Source organism: Hyphomonas sp. J20-32 (assembly GCF_055808555.1).
In genome coordinates this window covers 3,193,686-3,209,491 of the sequence record NZ_CM147873.1, presented here as the reverse complement: position 1 = coordinate 3,209,491, position 15,806 = coordinate 3,193,686, and the positions used below count along the sequence as shown (strand labels likewise).

The window sequence follows — 15,806 nt, the reverse complement described above, 5'->3', positions numbered from 1 at the left end:
TCCAATGAGTTTGGCGAATTTCCATGAGGTGAGCTTCCCGCTGCCGCTGGCGCTGGCCGCGAGTGGCGGGCCGGAGCGTCGCACGGAGGTCGTGCCTTTGGCGAGCGGCGGCGAGGCGAGGAATGCCGTGTGGGCAGGATCGCGCCGGCGCTGGGATGTGGGCAGTGCGGTGACGCGGCTGGAGGCGCTGCAGGCGCTGGTGAGCTTTTTCGAGGCGAGGGGCGGGCGGCTGCATGGCTTCCGGTTCCGCGATGCGCTGGACGACCGGTCCGGCGCACCGGACGGCGTGGTGAGCGGGACGGACCAGATGCTGGGCACGGGAGATGGCGTGACGCGGGTGTTCGCACTGCGCAAGGCCTATGGCGCCTATTGGCGCCCGATCCTGAAACCTGTTGCGGGGACCGTGATCGTGGCGGTGGATGGTGTTGTGGCAGGGGCGGACGTGGATGCGACGACCGGCATGGTGATGCTGGACGTGGCGCCGGGTGAAGGCGCATTGGTGAGTGCCGGGTTCCGGTTTGACTGCCCGGTACGGTTCGATACCGACCGGCTGGATGTGAGCCTGGAGGCGTTCGGCGCAGGGCGCGTTTTGGGCGTGCCGCTGGTGGAGCTGGTCGGCTGATGCGCATCCTGGAGGCGGAATTTTCGGCGCGGCTGGCAAGCGGGGCAATGACGACATGCCTGTGCTGGCGGCTGACCCGGGCGGACGGGTTCGTGCTGGCAGTGACGGAGCATGACCGTGCGCTGGTGGTGGATGGCGTGACCTACCAGCCTGGCGAGGCGCTGGTGGCGGGGGCGTTCACAAGCTCTGCCGGGCTGAAGCCGGGACAGGCAGCGGCGGGCGGGGCACTGTCGCATGACGCGATCACGGAAGCCGATCTTGCGGCGGGCCTGTGGGATGGCGCAGCCGTCAATGTGCAGCGCGTGGATTGGCAGCGGCCGGACCTGTTCGTGTGCGTGTGGAGCGGGCGCCTCAGCGAAGTGACGCGCGGGGAGACGGCGTTCCAGGCTGAACTCGTGTCGGCCAAGGCTGACCTGGAGCGGCCCGTGGGGCGCGTCTATGCGCGGCGCTGCGATGCGGCGCTGGGGGATGCGCGGTGCGGCGTGGATGTCGGCGCGTTCCCGGGCATTGCTTGCGACCAGCGCTGGGAGACGTGCCGGGACACGTTTGCGAACACGGAGAACTTCCGCGGCTTCCCGCACATGCCGGGATCGGACTTCGTGCTGGCGGGGCCAGCGGCGGGACGCAATGATGGGAGCAAGAGATGAGGCGGGCGGAGATCGTCGCGGCGGCGCGGGACTGGATCGGCACGCCCTACCGGCACCAGGCAAGCCTGAAGGGGGCAGGCTGCGATTGCCTCGGCCTGGTGCGCGGCGTGTGGCGGGAACTGGTGGGGGCCGAACCGGAAGCCGTGCCGGCCTATACGCCGGACTGGGCCGAGGCGCTGGGACAGGAAACACTGCTGGCAGCGGCGCGGCGGCATTTGCGTGAGGTGCCGGTAGGCGCTGCGCGGGATGGGGACGTTCTTGTTTTCCGCATGGGGATGGGCGTGCCGGCCAAGCATTGCGGAATCCTCGCGGGCGATAGCGTGGTGCATGCCTATTGGGGACGGGCAGTTGTGGAGACGCGGCTGGTGAACTGGTGGCGGCGGCGGATCGTAGCGGCGTTTGAATTTCCGGGCATGGAGGACTGACGGCATGGCGCAGGTTGTTTTATCCGAACTCGGCGCAGCGGTGGGCCGTTGGGCGTTGCCGCAGGGCTTGCAGGTTCTGGGGCAGACCGTGGCAGGGGCGACGCTGGGCCGGGCAATCGGGTCGGCGGCCGGGCGCGCGCTGGATGCGGCGTTTGCCGGGCCACTGGAAGGCCCGCGTGTGAAAGGCCTGCACGTGATGGAGGCACGCGAGGGGGCGGGTATTCCCGGCGTCTATGGCAAGATGCGCGTCGGCGGGCAGGTGATCTGGGCGGCGCGGTTCAGGGAAGAGAAGGCAACCCGCAGCACAGGCGGAAAGGGCGGGCCGAAGGTTTCCGAATTTTCCTATTCGGTGAGCTTTGCGGTGGCGCTGGGCGAGGGGCCGATCCTTGGGGTGCAGCGGGCATGGGCGAATGGCGAGGCATTTGACCTGTCGGGCGTGATGCATCGGATTTATACGGGGACGGAGGAGCAGGCGCCGGACCCGTTGATCGCGATGATCGAAGACGAAGCGCCGGCCTATCGGGGCGTCGCATACATCGTGTTCGAGGATTTGCCGCTGGACGATTTCGGCAATCGGCTGCCGCAGCTGTCGTTCGAGGTGGCGCGGGTGCCCGAGGGCGGGAGCGAGGCCGGACTGGGCGATAGCGTGACGGGGGTGAACGTAATCCCGGCCTCGGGCGAGTTTGCCTATGCGACGCAAATCGTGCGCGAGCGGCTGGCACCGGGACACGAACGGGCGCTGAATGCGAATTCAGGCGAGGCGCGGGCGGATTTCCTCGTATCGCTGGACCAGCTGGAGCGTGACCTGCCGCGTGTGACCCACGCGGCGCTGACGGTCGGCTGGTTCGGGGATTCGGTGGCGGCGGGCACGTGCCAGATACGGCCCGGCGTGGAAGTGGCCGAGCGCGTGACCACGCCGATGAGCTGGAGTGTTGACGGCGTGGGGCGCGGGAGTGCGTACCTGATCTCGCGCGATGAAGACGGCAATGCCAGCTATGGCGGGACGCCGGCGGATGCGTCTGTGGTGCAGGCCATTCAGGAAATGCAGGCGCGGGGGATTGCGGTGACGCTGTCGCCCTTCCTGTTCATGGATTCGGACGGGCTGCCGTGGCGCGGACGCGTGACTGTAGGCGCGGACGGGACCGCAGCGGCGCGGGCAGAGATCGAGGATTTTGTCGAGGGAGTGTGGGGCTTCCGGCGGTTCATCCTGCACCATGCCGACCTGGCATTGGCAGCGGGAGGCGTGGAGGCCTTCCTGATTGGCAGCGAGATGGTGGGCCTGACGCGCGTGCGGGACGAAACGGGAGCGTTTCCGTTCGTTGAGAAGCTGGTGAGCATTGCGGCGGATGTGAAGGCGCTGCTGCCGGGGACGAAGGTGTCCTATGCCGCGGACTGGACAGAATATGGCGCCTATGTGCCGGTGGATGGGAGCGGGGATGTGTTATTCCCGCTGGATGCGCTGTGGGCGGATGAAAATGTGGATTATGTGGCGATCGACTGGTATCCGCCGATGGGAGACTGGCGTGCGGGAGATGTGCATCTCGATGCGATGGCGGGATACAAGGCGGCGGACGACCCGGACTACCTGGCCATGCAGCTGGCCGGCGGCGAGGCGTACGACTGGTATTATGCCAGCGAGGCCGACCGAGACGCGCAAATTCGCGCGTCCATACAGGATGCGACGCATGGCGAGCATTGGGTGTTCCGCGCGAAGGACCTGACTGGCTGGGCCGGGGCGCAGCATTATCCGCGGCCCGGCGGCGTGCGGGCGGCGGTGCCGACGGGATGGGTTCCGGGATCAAAGCCTGTGCGGTTGAGCGAGGTGGGCTTTGCGGCCGTGGACAAGGGTGGCAATGCGCCGAACCTGTTCTTCGATCCCAAGAGTAGCGAGAGTGCGCTGCCGCCGTACTCGACCGGGGCGCGGGACGATGTGTTCCAGAAGCGGGCGTTGGCGGTGACGCTCGCGCATTTCGAGGCGGGCCCGCTGGTGGAGGCGAGTTTCGTCTGGGCGTGGGACGGGCGGCCTTTCCCGGCCTGGCCGGTGCGCACGGAGGTGTGGGGCGATGGCGGCAATTGGGCGCGCGGGCACTGGCTGAACGGACGGGCGGGCCTTGCTCCGCTGGCGGATGTGGTGGCGGATATCTGTGGGCGGGGCGGCGTGGCCGATGTGGACACGCGCGAGTTGGATGGCGTGGTGGAGGGATATGGCCTTGATGGCGTGCACTCGGTGCGGGCGGCGCTGGAGCCGCTAAAGGCTGCGTTCGGGTTTGAGTGCGTGGAGCGGGACGGGATGCTCGTGTTCCAGATGCAGGGCGAAGGCCCGGTGCTGGATGTGGCGTCAGCGGATCTCGTCGAAGGCGGCCTGCAACGCACGCGGAAGCTGGTGGACAAGACGCCCGAGCGGTTGCGGCTGACTTATGTGGACCTCGAAAACGACTACCAGCCCGGCGTGGCTGAGGCCCGGTTGGAAGGCGGCGACCCGCGTCTCAGCGTGGATGTGAGCCTGCCGCTGGTGTTGGGTGCAGGGCGGGCCGAGGCGGTGGCGCGGTTCCTGTTGGCGTCCTCGACCAATGCCAAGACGGCCGAGGCGGGCCTGCCACTGAACGGACTGGCGCTGGAGGCGGGAGACGGGCTGCGGGTGGATGGCGGCGCAGTTTGGCGGGTGAGCGATGTGACTGATGTAGGCGCGGTGCGTGGTCTGTCTCTGTTGGGGAGTGTGGATGTGCTGGCACGGGTGCGCGAGTTGGCGCCGGGGCCAATAGCTCCGCCCGCACCCGCATTTGGCGCCGTCGATCTGGTCGTGGTGGACGCACCGCGCCTGCCGGACGCGAGTGGCACGGCGGGTCCGCTAGTGGCGGCCTGGGCAGACCCATGGCCCGGCGAGGTGCGCGTTCTGGCCGGGCTTGCGGCAGATGCGATGCGCGAGCGGGCGACGCTGACACGGCCGGCCGTGATTGGACGGTTGACGGAGTCGGTCGGGACCGGGCCAGTCGGGCGGTGGGACTGGGCGAATGTCCTGCGTGTTTATTCGCCGGGCGGCGCGTTTGCGAGCCTGCCGGAGGCGCTTGTGCTGGGCGGCGGCAACGCGGTGCTGCTGGAGACCGAGGCAGGATGGGAACTGGTCCAATTCACCAGCGCCGAACTGATGGATGCGGACACGTGGGCGCTGAGCGGCCTGTTGCGAGGCCAGCAAGGCAGCGTGAGTGCGGCGTCGGAGGCTGGGGCACGGATCGTGTTGCTGGACGGGGCATTGGCTCGCGCATCAGTCAGGCCGGGCGAGATTGGGCTGGACATGGACTGGCGTGCCGCGGAGCAAGAAGTTGCGGCCACTTTGGCCTTCGAGAACAGGGCAGGCCTGCCATGGAGTGTGGCGCACTTGCGGCGGTCGGGCGACCAGTTGCAGTGGACGCGGCGCGGCGAAGACGTAGCCGAAAGCTGGACGTTTCCCGAGGCGGCGAACCAGGGTCGGTTCGCAATAGAAGTGGATACCGGTAGCGGGTTTGGAGGCCGGTTTGATGTCGACGTGCCGCAGGCAACGCTTCCCGGCAGTGCAATTGCCGCGCGGGTGGCCGAAATAAGCACTGATGGTCGCACCGGGCCATGGGTTTCAATCGGCACCGGAACATCCTAACTCTGTGCGGAACTGATTTCTTCACAACGATAAGGAAGACCCGCCCTTGGCCCTCGATCCCTACACCGTGCTTGGCGTTCCCCGCACCGCAAGTGAGGGGGAGATCAAAAAAGCCTATCGCAACAAGGCGAAGGCCCTGCACCCGGACCTTCATCCCGATGACGCGAAGAAGATGGAAGAGTTCAAGCGCGTGTCGCAGGCCTGGGATATTCTTGGCGACAAGGAAAAGAAGGGCAAGTTCGACCGCGGCGAGATCGATGGCGATGGAAACCCAATGGGCTTTGCGGGCGGAGGGCGAGGCGGCTTTCCGGGTGGAGGCGGTAGCTATCGCTGGGAATCGCGTGGAGGCAGTCCGTTTGAAGGCCCGCAGGGCGATCCATTCGAAGACATTCTGGGTGGCATGTTCGGGGGCGGCGGGCGCCGGCGTAGTCCTGGGCCGCAAAAGGGCCGGGACATACGCTACCGGGTCGAAATCTCGTTCGAGGATGCCGTCACGGGCGCGCGTCGCCGGATGACCATGGCAGATGGCACCGCGCTGGACGTCAATATCCCGGCGGGCATCGACACCGGCCAGACGCTGCGCCTCAAGAGCCAAGGCCAGCCCTCGCCCAGCGGAGGCGCTCCCGGCGACGCGCTGCTGGAAGTGGAAGTGCGCCCCAGCAATATATGGGAGCGCGATGGCAAGGATTTGCGCATGTCCGTGCCGATCAGCCTCAAGACAGCGGTGCTCGGCGGCAGCGTCGAGGTCAGGACGCCCTCGGGCCCTGTGACGCTGAAAGTCCCGGCGGGCTCGAACTCGGACGCCCAGCTACGCCTGCGCGGCAAGGGGGTGCAGGCCAGCACACCGGGAAACCTGTATGCGCGGCTCAAGATAATGCTGGATGATCCGAATGATCCCGGCCTGAAGAAGTGGGCCTCAGGGAAGTAGTCCGGACATCATGTGCATTCTGAGCACTTCTCGCACAGATGTTCACTTCACATTCAGGGCTTTGACCCTATACGCTGGGCCCATGAAGCGGTTTTTTGCCTCCCTTGCAGCCATGGCGCTGTTGTCTTCCGGACCTGCGATCGCGCAGGGTTGGGGAGATTCTTTTTCGCCGGGGCAGGCGCGCGACGCTGTGCGGGACGGAAAAACGGTTCCTCTAAGCCGGATTTTCCAGAGGCTGAAACGCGAATATGGCGGCTACCAGCTCGGCGCAGACCTTGTTTCAAGACAAGGTGGCGGGGCAGAATATCACATAGACTGGATGACAGAAGACGGGCGTAAGATGCGCTTTGTCGTCGACGCCCAGTCCGGATCGATCACGGATCGTCGCGGCGCGTGATTCGTGTTAACCCGTTCTACGGAAGGTAATTTCCATGCGTATCCTGGTAGTTGAAGATGACGCCGACCTGCGCCGCCAGCTGGCGGATGTCCTGTCCCAGTCAGGCTATGCCGTCGATCTTGCCGCTGATGGCGAGGACGGGCACTTCCTTGGCGACACTGAACCCTATGATGCGGTGATCCTGGACCTGGGCCTGCCCAAGATGGACGGCGTCAGCATCCTGAAGAAATGGCGCGCGGATGGAAAATCCTTTCCCGTTCTCATCCTTACCGCAAGAGACCAGTGGAGCGAAAAAGTGGCAGGCTTCGATGCCGGCGCCGATGATTACCTGGCCAAGCCCTTCGTGACGGAAGAATTGCTGGCGCGGCTTCGGGCGCTGTTACGCCGGGCCGCCGGCCATTCAGCGGCAACGCTGGAAGCGGGCAAGCTGATGGTCGATACGCGCGCTGCGCGGGCCATGGTGAACGGCGAGCCGATCAAGCTGACAGCCCACGAATACCGGGTTCTCTCCTACCTGATGCACCATCAGGGTCGGGTCGTGCCGCGCACCGAACTGGTCGAGCATATCTATGATCAGGATTTCGATCGCGATTCGAACACGATTGAAGTGTTTATCGGGCGATTGCGCCGCAAAATTGGCGTTGAGCGTATCCAGACCGAGCGCGGCCTTGGCTATCGCCTGATCGTTCCCGAGAATGAAGCGCGCGTTGCAGGGTAGGCGCCCGGCGTGCCAGACCGACTGAATGGACTCACCGGGCAACTCCGTCACCCGTTTCATTGATCGCTGGCCCGGCGTTTCGCTGGCCCGGCGGATGATGCTTGCGGCGGCCCTGTGGGGGCTGGTGGTCCTGATCGGTGGAGCGCTGGCCCTGTCGGCGCTGTACCGCGCGCAGACCCTGTCCCTCCTGGAAGAAGACCTTGAGCAGACACTGGTCGCGCTGACGCGGGAAATGACCCAGGAGGGTGCCTTCCTTGAAGATGGTCGGGTGACCGATGCCGAACGGGAATTCCTGTCACATGATGCCCGTTTCCAGACGCAATATTCGGGGCGTTACTGGGCGGTGGTTGGCCTGAAGCCCGATTTGTCGATCCAGGGGGACCTGCGCTCCAAAAGCCTGTGGGACGAGGCTGTGCCCGTGACACCCAAGCAGATCCGCCAGGCAGTTGCTGAGCCGGGGGTGGCGCAATTTGCAGATTATGAAGGACCCGCAGAACAACGCGTACGGGTGGCGGCGGAAGCGATCATCGTCGAGAACAGGGATACACCGCTGGTGCTCGTGGCTGCAGCCGACCGTACACCAAACGATGCGGCTGCCACGCGCTTTCGCAGCATGCTTCTGGGCACGATGATTGCCCTGTTCGGCGGCGTGTTTGCCGCCATGGTGGCCGGAATCCGGTTCACGCTCCAGCCGCTTAAGCGGATCGAGCGCGACATCGCGGATATCCGCGCAGGCACGCGGCAGACCTTGCGGGAAGGGTACCCGACTGAAGTTCGTCCCCTGACGGAGGAACTGAACAAGCTGATCGGTCACAATCGTGATGTGGTCGAACGTGCCAGGACGCATGTCGGCAATCTTGCGCATGCTCTGAAAACGCCGATTGCGGTTCTGCGCAACGAGGCCAAGGGCGAGACACAGCTGGACGATGTCGTGAGGCGACAGACCGAGTCCATGCATGCGAATGTCGAGCATTACCTGAAACGCGCGCGGATGGCGGCGCGGGCCGAGACACTGGGCGCGCGCACCGATGTAACGCCGGTGGTTGAAGCGCTTGCCCGGTTGCTGAACCGGCTGTTCGATGCCAAGGGCATCAATGTCAGTGTTGAGGGAGACACTGGCGCAGTATTCCGCGGCGAGAAACAGGATTTCGAAGAAATGATCGGCAACCTGATGGACAATGCCTGCAAGTGGGCGAAGGCCGATGTGCTGGTGCATATATCTGACGTGCCGCAAGAACTGGTTATTGATGTCGAAGATGACGGGCCTGGCCTCTCACCGGTCGAACGCGAAGGCGCGCTGAAGCGCGGCGTGCGGCTGGACGAAACGATTCCGGGGACTGGCCTCGGCCTGTCGATTGTTACCGAGCTGGCCGAGTTGCACAAAGGCAAGCTTGAACTTGACGAAAGCGCCCAGGGTGGCCTGCGCGCAAGATTGAGGTTTCCGAAATCATGACTCGGATGCAGATGATCATCGTCGCGTTTTGCCTGGCGCTTGGCGTGGGCGGATATCTTGCCATCGGGCAACCCGGCATGGCCGACAGTCCGATGGCCGAACGCCAGCACGAGATCATGGAAAAGATCCGCACGGCGCCGGAAACGCTGACGGCAGCGGAAACGCTGGCGCGGCTCGAGCAGACGGCCGTCGACAAACCGGACGCGCCAGAGCCGCACTATTTCATCGGTGAAGTTCTGCGCGCCCAGAATCGGCCGGACGATGCAGCAAGGGCCTACCAGTCGGCCCTGCGGCGGGACGCGACATTTGTTCCGGCACTGGTGGGGCTGGCTCAGGTGCTGGTCGAGATGAGCGATGGCCAGGTCGGACCCGACGCGGCCCGGCTGTTTGCGCGGGCCTATGAGCTGGACAATACACAGGTGCAGGCGGGCATGTGGGCGGCCATGGGCGCCGCACAGGCCGGCGACCAGGAAAAGGCCGCGCAGATGATGCGGGCCGTGTTCGCCATATTGCCGCCTGACGATCCGCGCCGCGAACGCTTCGGGGCGATGCTGGACGTGATTGGCGACAGCGAGGCACTTCCCGCAGAATAGCGGCAGGTGCGCTGCTGCATCTGCCGCACTGTCATTTCCGGCAGTTGCCAGTATACACTGGCAACATGAGAGCCCGGACCCGCAGATTGTGGACATTTGCCGTTGCTGCCGCACTGTTGCTGGCTGCTGCGACGCTCGCCTTCATCGCGCTGCGGCAGAACGCGAACCTGTTCTACACGCCTGAAGTTCTTGCCGAAAATGGCATGCCGGAGATCGGCAAGGACGTGAAGGTCGGTGGCTGGGTGGCCCCGGGATCGCTCACCTATCCGGGCGATGGCAGCGAGATCGTGTTCACGGTCATCGACAATAGCCCGGCGACGATCACCGTGAGCTTTACCGGTATTGCGCCGGACCTGTTCCGCGAAGGGCAGGGCGTGGTGGCAATCGGCTCGTTCGACGCGGACGGAAAGTTTACCGCCCGCCAGTTGCTGGCCAAGCATGATGAAAATTACCAGCCGCGCGAGCTGAAGCCGCTGGGCGCAGGCCCGGACGCAAGCGCCAGCTGACATGATCGAACTCGGCCACCTTGCGGCGTTCCTTGCGCTTGCGGCGTCGCTGGCGCAGGGCGTGCTGGGCCTGACCGGCGCGCGGGCGCTGGCAGGGCGCGCGGCGGTCGTGGCGTTCACGGTGATGGTGCTGTCCTTCGCGACACTGCTGGTGGCGTTTGCGCAATCAGATTTTTCGCTGGCGCTGGCCGCCAACAATTCCCACACGCTGAAACCGATGATCTACAAGCTGGCCGGGGTCTGGGGAAACCACGAAGGATCGATGGCGCTCTGGTGCCTGGTGACTCTTGGATTCGGCGCGGCGGGGGCGCTGTGGATGCGCACCGGGCGCGATGTGTTCGAGGCGCGGGCGCTGGGTGTGCAGGGCTGGCTCGCCACAGGCGCGCTGGCCTACCTCCTGTTTGCCTCCTCACCCTATTTGCGGCTCGACCCTGCGCCGCTGCAGGGGGCCGGCCTGAATCCCGTCCTGCAGGACGTGGCGCTCGCCTCGCACCCACCGATGCTTTATCTCGGCTATGTCGGCTTTTCCTTCGTGTTCGCGCTCGCAGCAGCAGGCCTGATGGACGGTCGCATCGACCGGGTCTGGGCCAAGGAGGCGCGGCGCTGGGCGCTGGCGGCCTTCATCCCGCTGACGATCGGCATCGCGCTTGGCTCTTACTGGGCCTATTACGAGCTCGGCTGGGGTGGCTGGTGGTTCTGGGATCCGGTGGAAAATGCCTCGCTGATGCCCTGGCTGATCGGGGCGGCGCTGTTGCACTCGGTGGTGGTGACCGAGAAGCGTGGCAGCTTTGCCGCGTGGACGGCGCTGCTGGCGGTGTTGGCCTTCCTGTTCTCGATCATGGGCGCCTTTCTTGTACGCTCCGGCGTGCTGACCTCGGTGCATGCGTTTGCGGTGGACCCGAAGCGCGGGATGCTGCTGCTGGGCGGGCTGGTCGTCTATGGCGGCCTTGCGCTCGGCCTGTTTGCCTTTCGGGCGCCCAAGCTCGATGGGGGCAAGCCGTGGCAGATGCTGAGCCGCGAAGGCGCGCTGGCGACAAACAATGTGGTGCTCGTCGTGGCGGCGCTGACGGTGCTGCTGGGCACGCTGTTTCCGCTGATCGCGGAAGCGACGGGACGGACGATATCGGTCGGCGAACCGTATTTCCGGCTGACTTTCGTGCCGATGCTGGCCGCGCTGCTGGCGGTCTTGCCCGTGGTGCAGGCGTGGACCTGGGGCAAGGCCGATCTCTCGGGCCTGTGGAAGTGGGCAGCGGGCGGAATTGGGCTGGTGGCGGTGTTCCTGCTGCTCGGCGTCGGATTGTGGGACATTCCGCTGGGCGCAGCCTTTGGGCTGACGCTGGCGCTCTGGCTGATTTTTGGCGCGCTGTGGGAAGTCAGGCGTCGGGCGGTGACGCTGGCCCGCGTGTTCCGGCTTCCGCTCAGGATTTGGGGCATGACGCTGGCGCATATCGGGTTGGGCGTGTTCATCATGGGCGCGGTTGTGGAAACGACGCAGCGCTATGAGGCGACCCTGGCCCTGCCGGCAGGCGGATCGGGCATCGTGGCGGGCTGGAACATCACGCTCAAGGACGTGCACGCGATCGAGGGCAAGAACTGGTATGCCGACAAGGCCGTGCTGACGGCCCGCAAGGGCGGAGTGAAGGCGGATTTGGCGCCGACCAAGCGCTACTATCCGGCCTCAAGGATGCCGACGACCGAAACCGCGATTCACAAGACCGGCACAGGTGACCTTTATGTTGCGCTGGGCGACCGGCGCGACGTCGATGGCGAAACGCGCTGGGTGTTCCGGGTCTATTTCAATCCGCTGATCGATTTCGTGTATCTTGGCGTCGCACTGATGGCGCTGGGGGCCTTGTTTGGCATGGTTCCGGTGAGACACAGGAGGACCGCCGAATGATCAGGGCCTTGTTTTTGAGCTTGTTCGCGTTCGGGTTTGCCCTGACATCGATGAGCCAGGTCCTCGACGACCCGGCCGAGGAGGCGCGGGCGCAGGCGCTGATGCGGGAGCTGCGCTGTGTGGCCTGCGAAAACGAGCCGATCTCGCAATCCTCAGCAGCGATCGCCGAAGACATGCGCGCCCGTGTGCGGGTGATGATCGGCGAAGGCGCGAGCGATGGCGAGGTGCGTGACTGGTTCGAGAGCCGGTATGGCGAATTCGTGCTGTTCCGGCCGAAGCGGACGGGCCTGGACGGCTTCATCCTGTGGGGGGCGCCGTTCGGCTTGCTCGTCATTGGCGGGCTGATTGCCTTTGGCGTGGCACGATGGCGCAAGGCGGGCGCCGAACCTGTGGTGCCGGACGAGATCTAGCCGAGCGGGACCAACACCAGGTGCGGCGCGGCCAGCCAGACGACCCAGCCGCCCAGCGCGATCCATGGACCAAAAGCCATTGGCGTTTTGCCAGACAGGGAGCGCTTTCCGACGAGACTGGCGGCAAGAGCGGCGAGGAGACCCGACACAGAGGCGACGAGCAGGACTGGGGCAAGGCCTGTCCAGGCGACCCACATGCCGATGGCGCCGAGCAGCTTCGCGTCGCCCCGGCCAAGCCCATCGCGGCCGCGCAGGCGCTTGTAGGCAAGCTCCAGCCCGACCAGCGCGACATAACCGATCCCGGCGCCAAGCAGGTGGTGCGGCCAGAGGTCTGGTCGCGTCAGGGCGACCATGATGACGCCGAAGAGAAGCACGGAAAAGGTGAGCGCGTCGGGCAGGCGCATCGTCTTGATATCGATGGCCGAGAGGGCGACCAGCAGGGTGCCGAGGCTGAGCGACAGGAGAATCGTTCCCGGCGCTGCCAGGAGCCAGGCGCTGGCGATCATGGCCGGCACCGTGATCGCGAGGAAAATATAGGTAGGCTTCATGGCGTGTCGGACCGTTCCGCGCGATTGGATTTGGTCTTCACGAACGGTATGCAGGCCGGACAAGTCAAGCCTGTTTGCCTTTTCAATCAGGCAAATGCGGTGGGACTGGCCTTGCACCGCGGGTCTGTCTCCGCCAGTTCTGGAGGCCAGACACATTCAGGGAGCTGACATGGACCAATCGAACCGCGTAGAATTTCCCGGCCATGATGGTGGCATGCTGGCGGCGCGGCTGGATGCCCCGGTCTTCCAGCCGCACGCCTGGGCCCTTTTCGCGCACTGCTTTTCCTGTTCGAAGGACATCCATGCTGCACGGGAGATCACGGCGGCACTTGTCGAGCAGGGTATCGGCGTATTGCGGTTCGACTTTACCGGGCTCGGTAGTTCGGAAGGCGATTTTTCAAATACGAATTTCTCGACCAATGTGCAGGACCTCGTGGCGGCGGCCGAATGGCTGGAACAAGCGCATGGCGGGCCGCAATTGCTGATCGGGCATTCGCTGGGCGGGGCTGCTGTGATCGTGGCGGCGCATGACATTCCGCAGGTGAAGGCGGTCGTCACCATAGGCGCACCATCAGACGCTGCGCATGTGATCAATGCCATCCGCACCCATGTCGAGAAAATCGAAGATGAAGGCGAGGCCGAAGTGATGCTGGCCGGGCGGCCGTTCTTGCTGAAGCGGCAATTCCTGGAGGATGTGCGCGGGGCGAAGGTGACGGAGGCGGCCTCCAGCCTGAAGCGTCCGCTGCTTATAATGCATGCACCGCTGGATGAGACTGTCGGTATCGAGCATGCGACCAACCTGTTCGTGAGCGCGCGACATCCGAAATCCTTCATCAGCCTGGACAAGGCGGATCATTTGCTGATGTCACCGGGCGATGCCGAAAGGGCAGGCAAGGTCATGGCCGCGTGGGCGGAGCCTTATGTTTTCCGCGCGGGTGCGGCGATGCCCGTGCAGGAAACCGGTGGGACGCGCGATGTGGTCGTCAGGGAGACCGGGCGGGGGAATTATGAGAATGCCGTTGTGATCGGCGACTATGTCTCGCTCGCCGACGAACCGATCGATGTTGGTGGCGAAGGGCGCGGGCCTGACCCGTATGAATACGTTTCTGCCGGTCTTGGCGCCTGTACCTCGATGACGCTGCGCATGTACGCCGACCGGAAAGGATGGGCATTGAAACGTGTGTCCGTCGCGATCACGCACAGCAAGGATTATGTCGACGATTGCGCGCATTGCGAGGAAGGCCGGAAGATCGACGTGTTCGATCGCACGATCACAATTGAGGGAGATATGGACGCCGCCCAGCGCGCCCGGATGTTGGAAATCGCGGATAAATGCCCTGTCCACCGGACACTTGAGGCGGGCGCGCACGTGCGAACGGTGGAAACGCCAGCCAAATCCACCTAACGGACATTTAATGACCACATTGCCTGTGACATGTTTATCTAGGCCATGATCGGCTAACCGACGCAATTTCAGTGACTTGGAGAGATTAATGAAGAAGTTTGGCATTTCGAGACAAGCCCTCGTGGCAGCTGTCTTCGGCGCAGCGGCCGTTGGCACGCTGGTGCTGTCGCCTAAAATCTTCAGCCCGGAAGCGGGCGCGCAGCCCATTGCCATCGAGGCGCCCAAGGGGGCACCGCTCAGTTTCGCCGACCTGATCGAGCGGGTCGAGCCGGCGGTTGTCAGTGTCAACGTCATCAGCGAGCGCGAAGTCGGCCGGCTGGCTGACATGGAACAATTCTTCGAACAGTTCCGCGGTATGCCGGGCTTCGATGAATTCCTGCAAAACCGCAGAGACCAGGAGGAGGCCAATCCGGAACCTGAAACCCAGGAAGCGCGTTCGCTCGGGTCGGGCTTCCTGATTTCCAAGGACGGCTATGTCGTCACCAACAATCACGTCGTCAAAAACGCAACCCAAATCGAAGTGACCCTGGAAGATGGTCGCGAAATGGAAGCTGAACTCGTCGGCACCGACTCGCAGACCGACCTTGCCGTCCTGCGCATCAAGGAAAAAGGCACGTATCCCTATGTGCGTTTTGGTAATTCGCATGACCTGCGCAAGGGCGACTGGGTGGTTGCGCTCGGCAACCCGTTCGGGCTTGGCGGTACGGCGACGGCCGGCATCCTGTCGGCTGACGGACGCGACATTGGTGCCGGTCCCTATACAGACTTTCTGCAGATTGATGCCTCCATCAACCGTGGCAACTCGGGTGGGCCGACCTTCGACCTCAACGGAAATGTCGTTGGCGTGAACACGGCGATCTTCTCGCCGACCGGCGGGTCGGTCGGTATCGGTTTTGCGATCCCGGCTGAACTGGCCGATGAAGTGACGCAGGCGCTGATCAAGGACGGCCGCGTATCGCGTGGCTGGCTGGGTGTCGCCATTCAGGACCTGACCTCGGACATGGCGGAAGCCCAGGGCCTGAAAGATAATGAAGGCGCAATTATCGCCGACGTCACGAATGACAGCCCTGCCGAGAAAGGCGGGCTCGAGCGTGGTGACATCATCCTGTCGGTGAACAGCCAGAAAGTGACCGATGCGACGACGACGACGCGCCTTGTTGGCAAGCTGATCGCGAACACATCGAACAAGTTCGAAGTGCTGCGCGGCGGAAAGCGCCAGACGATCAGCGTGACCGTGGGCGAACGCCCGGACGACCTGACGGCGAACATCCGTCCGGCATCGGGCTCGAATACACCGAAAGCGGAAGAGAAGGGCGCGGTCCTCGAAGACTTTGGCGTGACTTTCAAACCGCTGGATGATGACACGCGTACCAAACTGGGCCTGAAAAGCGGTGAGCCTGGCCTGATGATCGTCGATGTAACCCGAAAGGGCGTCTTCGAGGATGCCGGCCTGCAGGCGGGCATGGTGATCCTGGAAGCCAATAGCCAACCGGCCGTGTCGGTTGACGCCTTCCAGAAGGCCGTGGCCGACGCCCGGAAGTCTGGCCGTAGCAAGGTGCTCGTCGCCGTGCGGATCGGTCAGATTACCAATTACCGTACCCTCGACCTCTCGACAAAAGGATAGGA

Annotated in this window: 15 protein-coding genes; 14 read left to right on the top strand and 1 reads right to left on the bottom strand. The window is 64.5% G+C overall.

What is annotated here, in order from left to right; translation table 11 throughout:
• Window positions 1-4: 4 nt before the first annotated feature.
• The 12 genes from AC0L7I_RS15560 (at window position 5) to AC0L7I_RS15505 (ending at window position 12,227) form a co-directional block, all read left to right on the top strand.
• A complete protein-coding gene (locus tag AC0L7I_RS15560; RefSeq protein ID WP_473397339.1) occupies window positions 5-622 on the top strand; it encodes a phage distal tail protein, Rcc01695 family in 618 nt (205 codons plus the stop codon).
• Window positions 622-1,269, top strand: coding sequence for a DUF2163 domain-containing protein (locus tag AC0L7I_RS15555; RefSeq protein WP_473397338.1), 648 nt, complete (start codon window positions 622-624; stop codon window positions 1,267-1,269). Before AC0L7I_RS15560 ends, AC0L7I_RS15555 begins: the two co-directional genes overlap by 1 nt.
• Entirely contained in the window at window positions 1,266-1,694 is a 429-nt protein-coding gene (locus AC0L7I_RS15550; RefSeq protein ID WP_473397337.1) for an NlpC/P60 family protein, read from the top strand. The genes AC0L7I_RS15555 and AC0L7I_RS15550 overlap by 4 nt, the downstream gene beginning before the upstream one ends.
• Window positions 1,695-1,698: 4 nt before the next feature.
• On the top strand, window positions 1,699-5,325 hold the full coding sequence (locus AC0L7I_RS15545; protein ID WP_473397336.1) for a baseplate multidomain protein megatron: 3,627 nt from the start codon (window positions 1,699-1,701) through the stop codon (window positions 5,323-5,325).
• Window positions 5,326-5,371: 46 nt separating this feature from the next.
• Window positions 5,372-6,253 carry a DnaJ C-terminal domain-containing protein gene (locus AC0L7I_RS15540; RefSeq protein WP_473397335.1) on the top strand — a complete coding sequence of 294 codons (882 nt, stop codon included), beginning with the start codon at window positions 5,372-5,374 and terminating at the stop codon, window positions 6,251-6,253.
• 82 nt (window positions 6,254-6,335) lie between these two features.
• A complete protein-coding gene (locus AC0L7I_RS15535; protein WP_473397334.1) occupies window positions 6,336-6,650 on the top strand; it encodes a PepSY domain-containing protein in 315 nt (104 codons plus the stop codon).
• 34 nt (window positions 6,651-6,684) lie between these two features.
• Window positions 6,685-7,368, top strand: coding sequence for a response regulator transcription factor (locus tag AC0L7I_RS15530; RefSeq protein ID WP_340692171.1), 684 nt, complete (start codon window positions 6,685-6,687; stop codon window positions 7,366-7,368).
• 25 nt (window positions 7,369-7,393) lie between these two features.
• Window positions 7,394-8,821, top strand: coding sequence for an ATP-binding protein (locus tag AC0L7I_RS15525; protein ID WP_473397333.1), 1,428 nt, complete (start codon window positions 7,394-7,396; stop codon window positions 8,819-8,821).
• Window positions 8,818-9,414 (top strand): tetratricopeptide repeat protein, encoded by a 597-nt coding sequence (locus AC0L7I_RS15520; RefSeq protein ID WP_473397332.1) that lies wholly within the window; start codon window positions 8,818-8,820, stop codon window positions 9,412-9,414. Before AC0L7I_RS15525 ends, AC0L7I_RS15520 begins: the two co-directional genes overlap by 4 nt.
• Before the next feature lie 65 nt (window positions 9,415-9,479).
• Window positions 9,480-9,920: a cytochrome c maturation protein CcmE gene (locus tag AC0L7I_RS15515; RefSeq protein ID WP_473397331.1), complete on the top strand. Its 441-nt coding sequence runs from the start codon at window positions 9,480-9,482 to the stop codon at window positions 9,918-9,920.
• 1 nt (window position 9,921) lies between these two features.
• Window positions 9,922-11,817, top strand: a complete 1,896-nt coding sequence (locus AC0L7I_RS15510; protein ID WP_473397330.1) for a heme lyase CcmF/NrfE family subunit — start codon at window positions 9,922-9,924, stop codon at window positions 11,815-11,817.
• Window positions 11,814-12,227, top strand: coding sequence for a cytochrome c-type biogenesis protein (locus tag AC0L7I_RS15505; RefSeq protein WP_473397329.1), 414 nt, complete (start codon window positions 11,814-11,816; stop codon window positions 12,225-12,227). The genes AC0L7I_RS15510 and AC0L7I_RS15505 overlap by 4 nt, the downstream gene beginning before the upstream one ends.
• On the opposite strand, the gene AC0L7I_RS15500 is transcribed toward AC0L7I_RS15505, so the two are convergent.
• Window positions 12,224-12,775: a prepilin peptidase gene (locus tag AC0L7I_RS15500; protein ID WP_473397328.1), complete on the bottom strand. Its 552-nt coding sequence runs from the start codon at window positions 12,773-12,775 to the stop codon at window positions 12,224-12,226. The two genes, AC0L7I_RS15505 and AC0L7I_RS15500, sit on opposite strands and share 4 nt — an antisense overlap.
• Before the next feature lie 169 nt (window positions 12,776-12,944).
• On the opposite strand from AC0L7I_RS15500, the gene AC0L7I_RS15495 reads away from it, so the two are divergent.
• Complete coding sequence (locus tag AC0L7I_RS15495; protein ID WP_473397327.1) at window positions 12,945-14,180, top strand: bifunctional alpha/beta hydrolase/OsmC family protein; 1,236 nt, start codon at window positions 12,945-12,947, stop codon at window positions 14,178-14,180.
• Window positions 14,181-14,268: 88 nt separating this feature from the next.
• A complete protein-coding gene (locus AC0L7I_RS15490; protein ID WP_473397326.1) occupies window positions 14,269-15,804 on the top strand; it encodes a Do family serine endopeptidase in 1,536 nt (511 codons plus the stop codon).
• Window positions 15,805-15,806 lie beyond the last annotated feature (2 nt).

Excerpts from the sequence above, each read along its gene's own strand:
- AC0L7I_RS15560 (WP_473397339.1), top strand. The coding sequence starts at position 5 with ATGAGTTTGGCGAATTTCCATGAGGTGAGCTTCCCGCTGCCGCTGGCG.
- AC0L7I_RS15555 (WP_473397338.1), top strand. The coding sequence starts at position 622 with ATGCGCATCCTGGAGGCGGAATTTTCGGCGCGGCTGGCAAGCGGGGCA.
- AC0L7I_RS15550 (WP_473397337.1), top strand. The coding sequence starts at position 1,266 with ATGAGGCGGGCGGAGATCGTCGCGGCGGCGCGGGACTGGATCGGCACG.
- AC0L7I_RS15545 (WP_473397336.1), top strand. The coding sequence starts at position 1,699 with ATGGCGCAGGTTGTTTTATCCGAACTCGGCGCAGCGGTGGGCCGTTGG.
- AC0L7I_RS15535 (WP_473397334.1), top strand. The coding sequence starts at position 6,336 with ATGAAGCGGTTTTTTGCCTCCCTTGCAGCCATGGCGCTGTTGTCTTCC.
- AC0L7I_RS15530 (WP_340692171.1), top strand. The coding sequence starts at position 6,685 with ATGCGTATCCTGGTAGTTGAAGATGACGCCGACCTGCGCCGCCAGCTG.
- AC0L7I_RS15525 (WP_473397333.1), top strand. The coding sequence starts at position 7,394 with ATGGACTCACCGGGCAACTCCGTCACCCGTTTCATTGATCGCTGGCCC.
- AC0L7I_RS15520 (WP_473397332.1), top strand. The coding sequence starts at position 8,818 with ATGACTCGGATGCAGATGATCATCGTCGCGTTTTGCCTGGCGCTTGGC.
- AC0L7I_RS15515 (WP_473397331.1), top strand. The coding sequence starts at position 9,480 with ATGAGAGCCCGGACCCGCAGATTGTGGACATTTGCCGTTGCTGCCGCA.
- AC0L7I_RS15510 (WP_473397330.1), top strand. The coding sequence starts at position 9,922 with ATGATCGAACTCGGCCACCTTGCGGCGTTCCTTGCGCTTGCGGCGTCG.
- AC0L7I_RS15505 (WP_473397329.1), top strand. The coding sequence starts at position 11,814 with ATGATCAGGGCCTTGTTTTTGAGCTTGTTCGCGTTCGGGTTTGCCCTG.
- AC0L7I_RS15500 (WP_473397328.1), bottom strand. The coding sequence starts at position 12,775 with ATGAAGCCTACCTATATTTTCCTCGCGATCACGGTGCCGGCCATGATC.
- AC0L7I_RS15495 (WP_473397327.1), top strand. The coding sequence starts at position 12,945 with ATGGACCAATCGAACCGCGTAGAATTTCCCGGCCATGATGGTGGCATG.
- AC0L7I_RS15490 (WP_473397326.1), top strand. The coding sequence starts at position 14,269 with ATGAAGAAGTTTGGCATTTCGAGACAAGCCCTCGTGGCAGCTGTCTTC.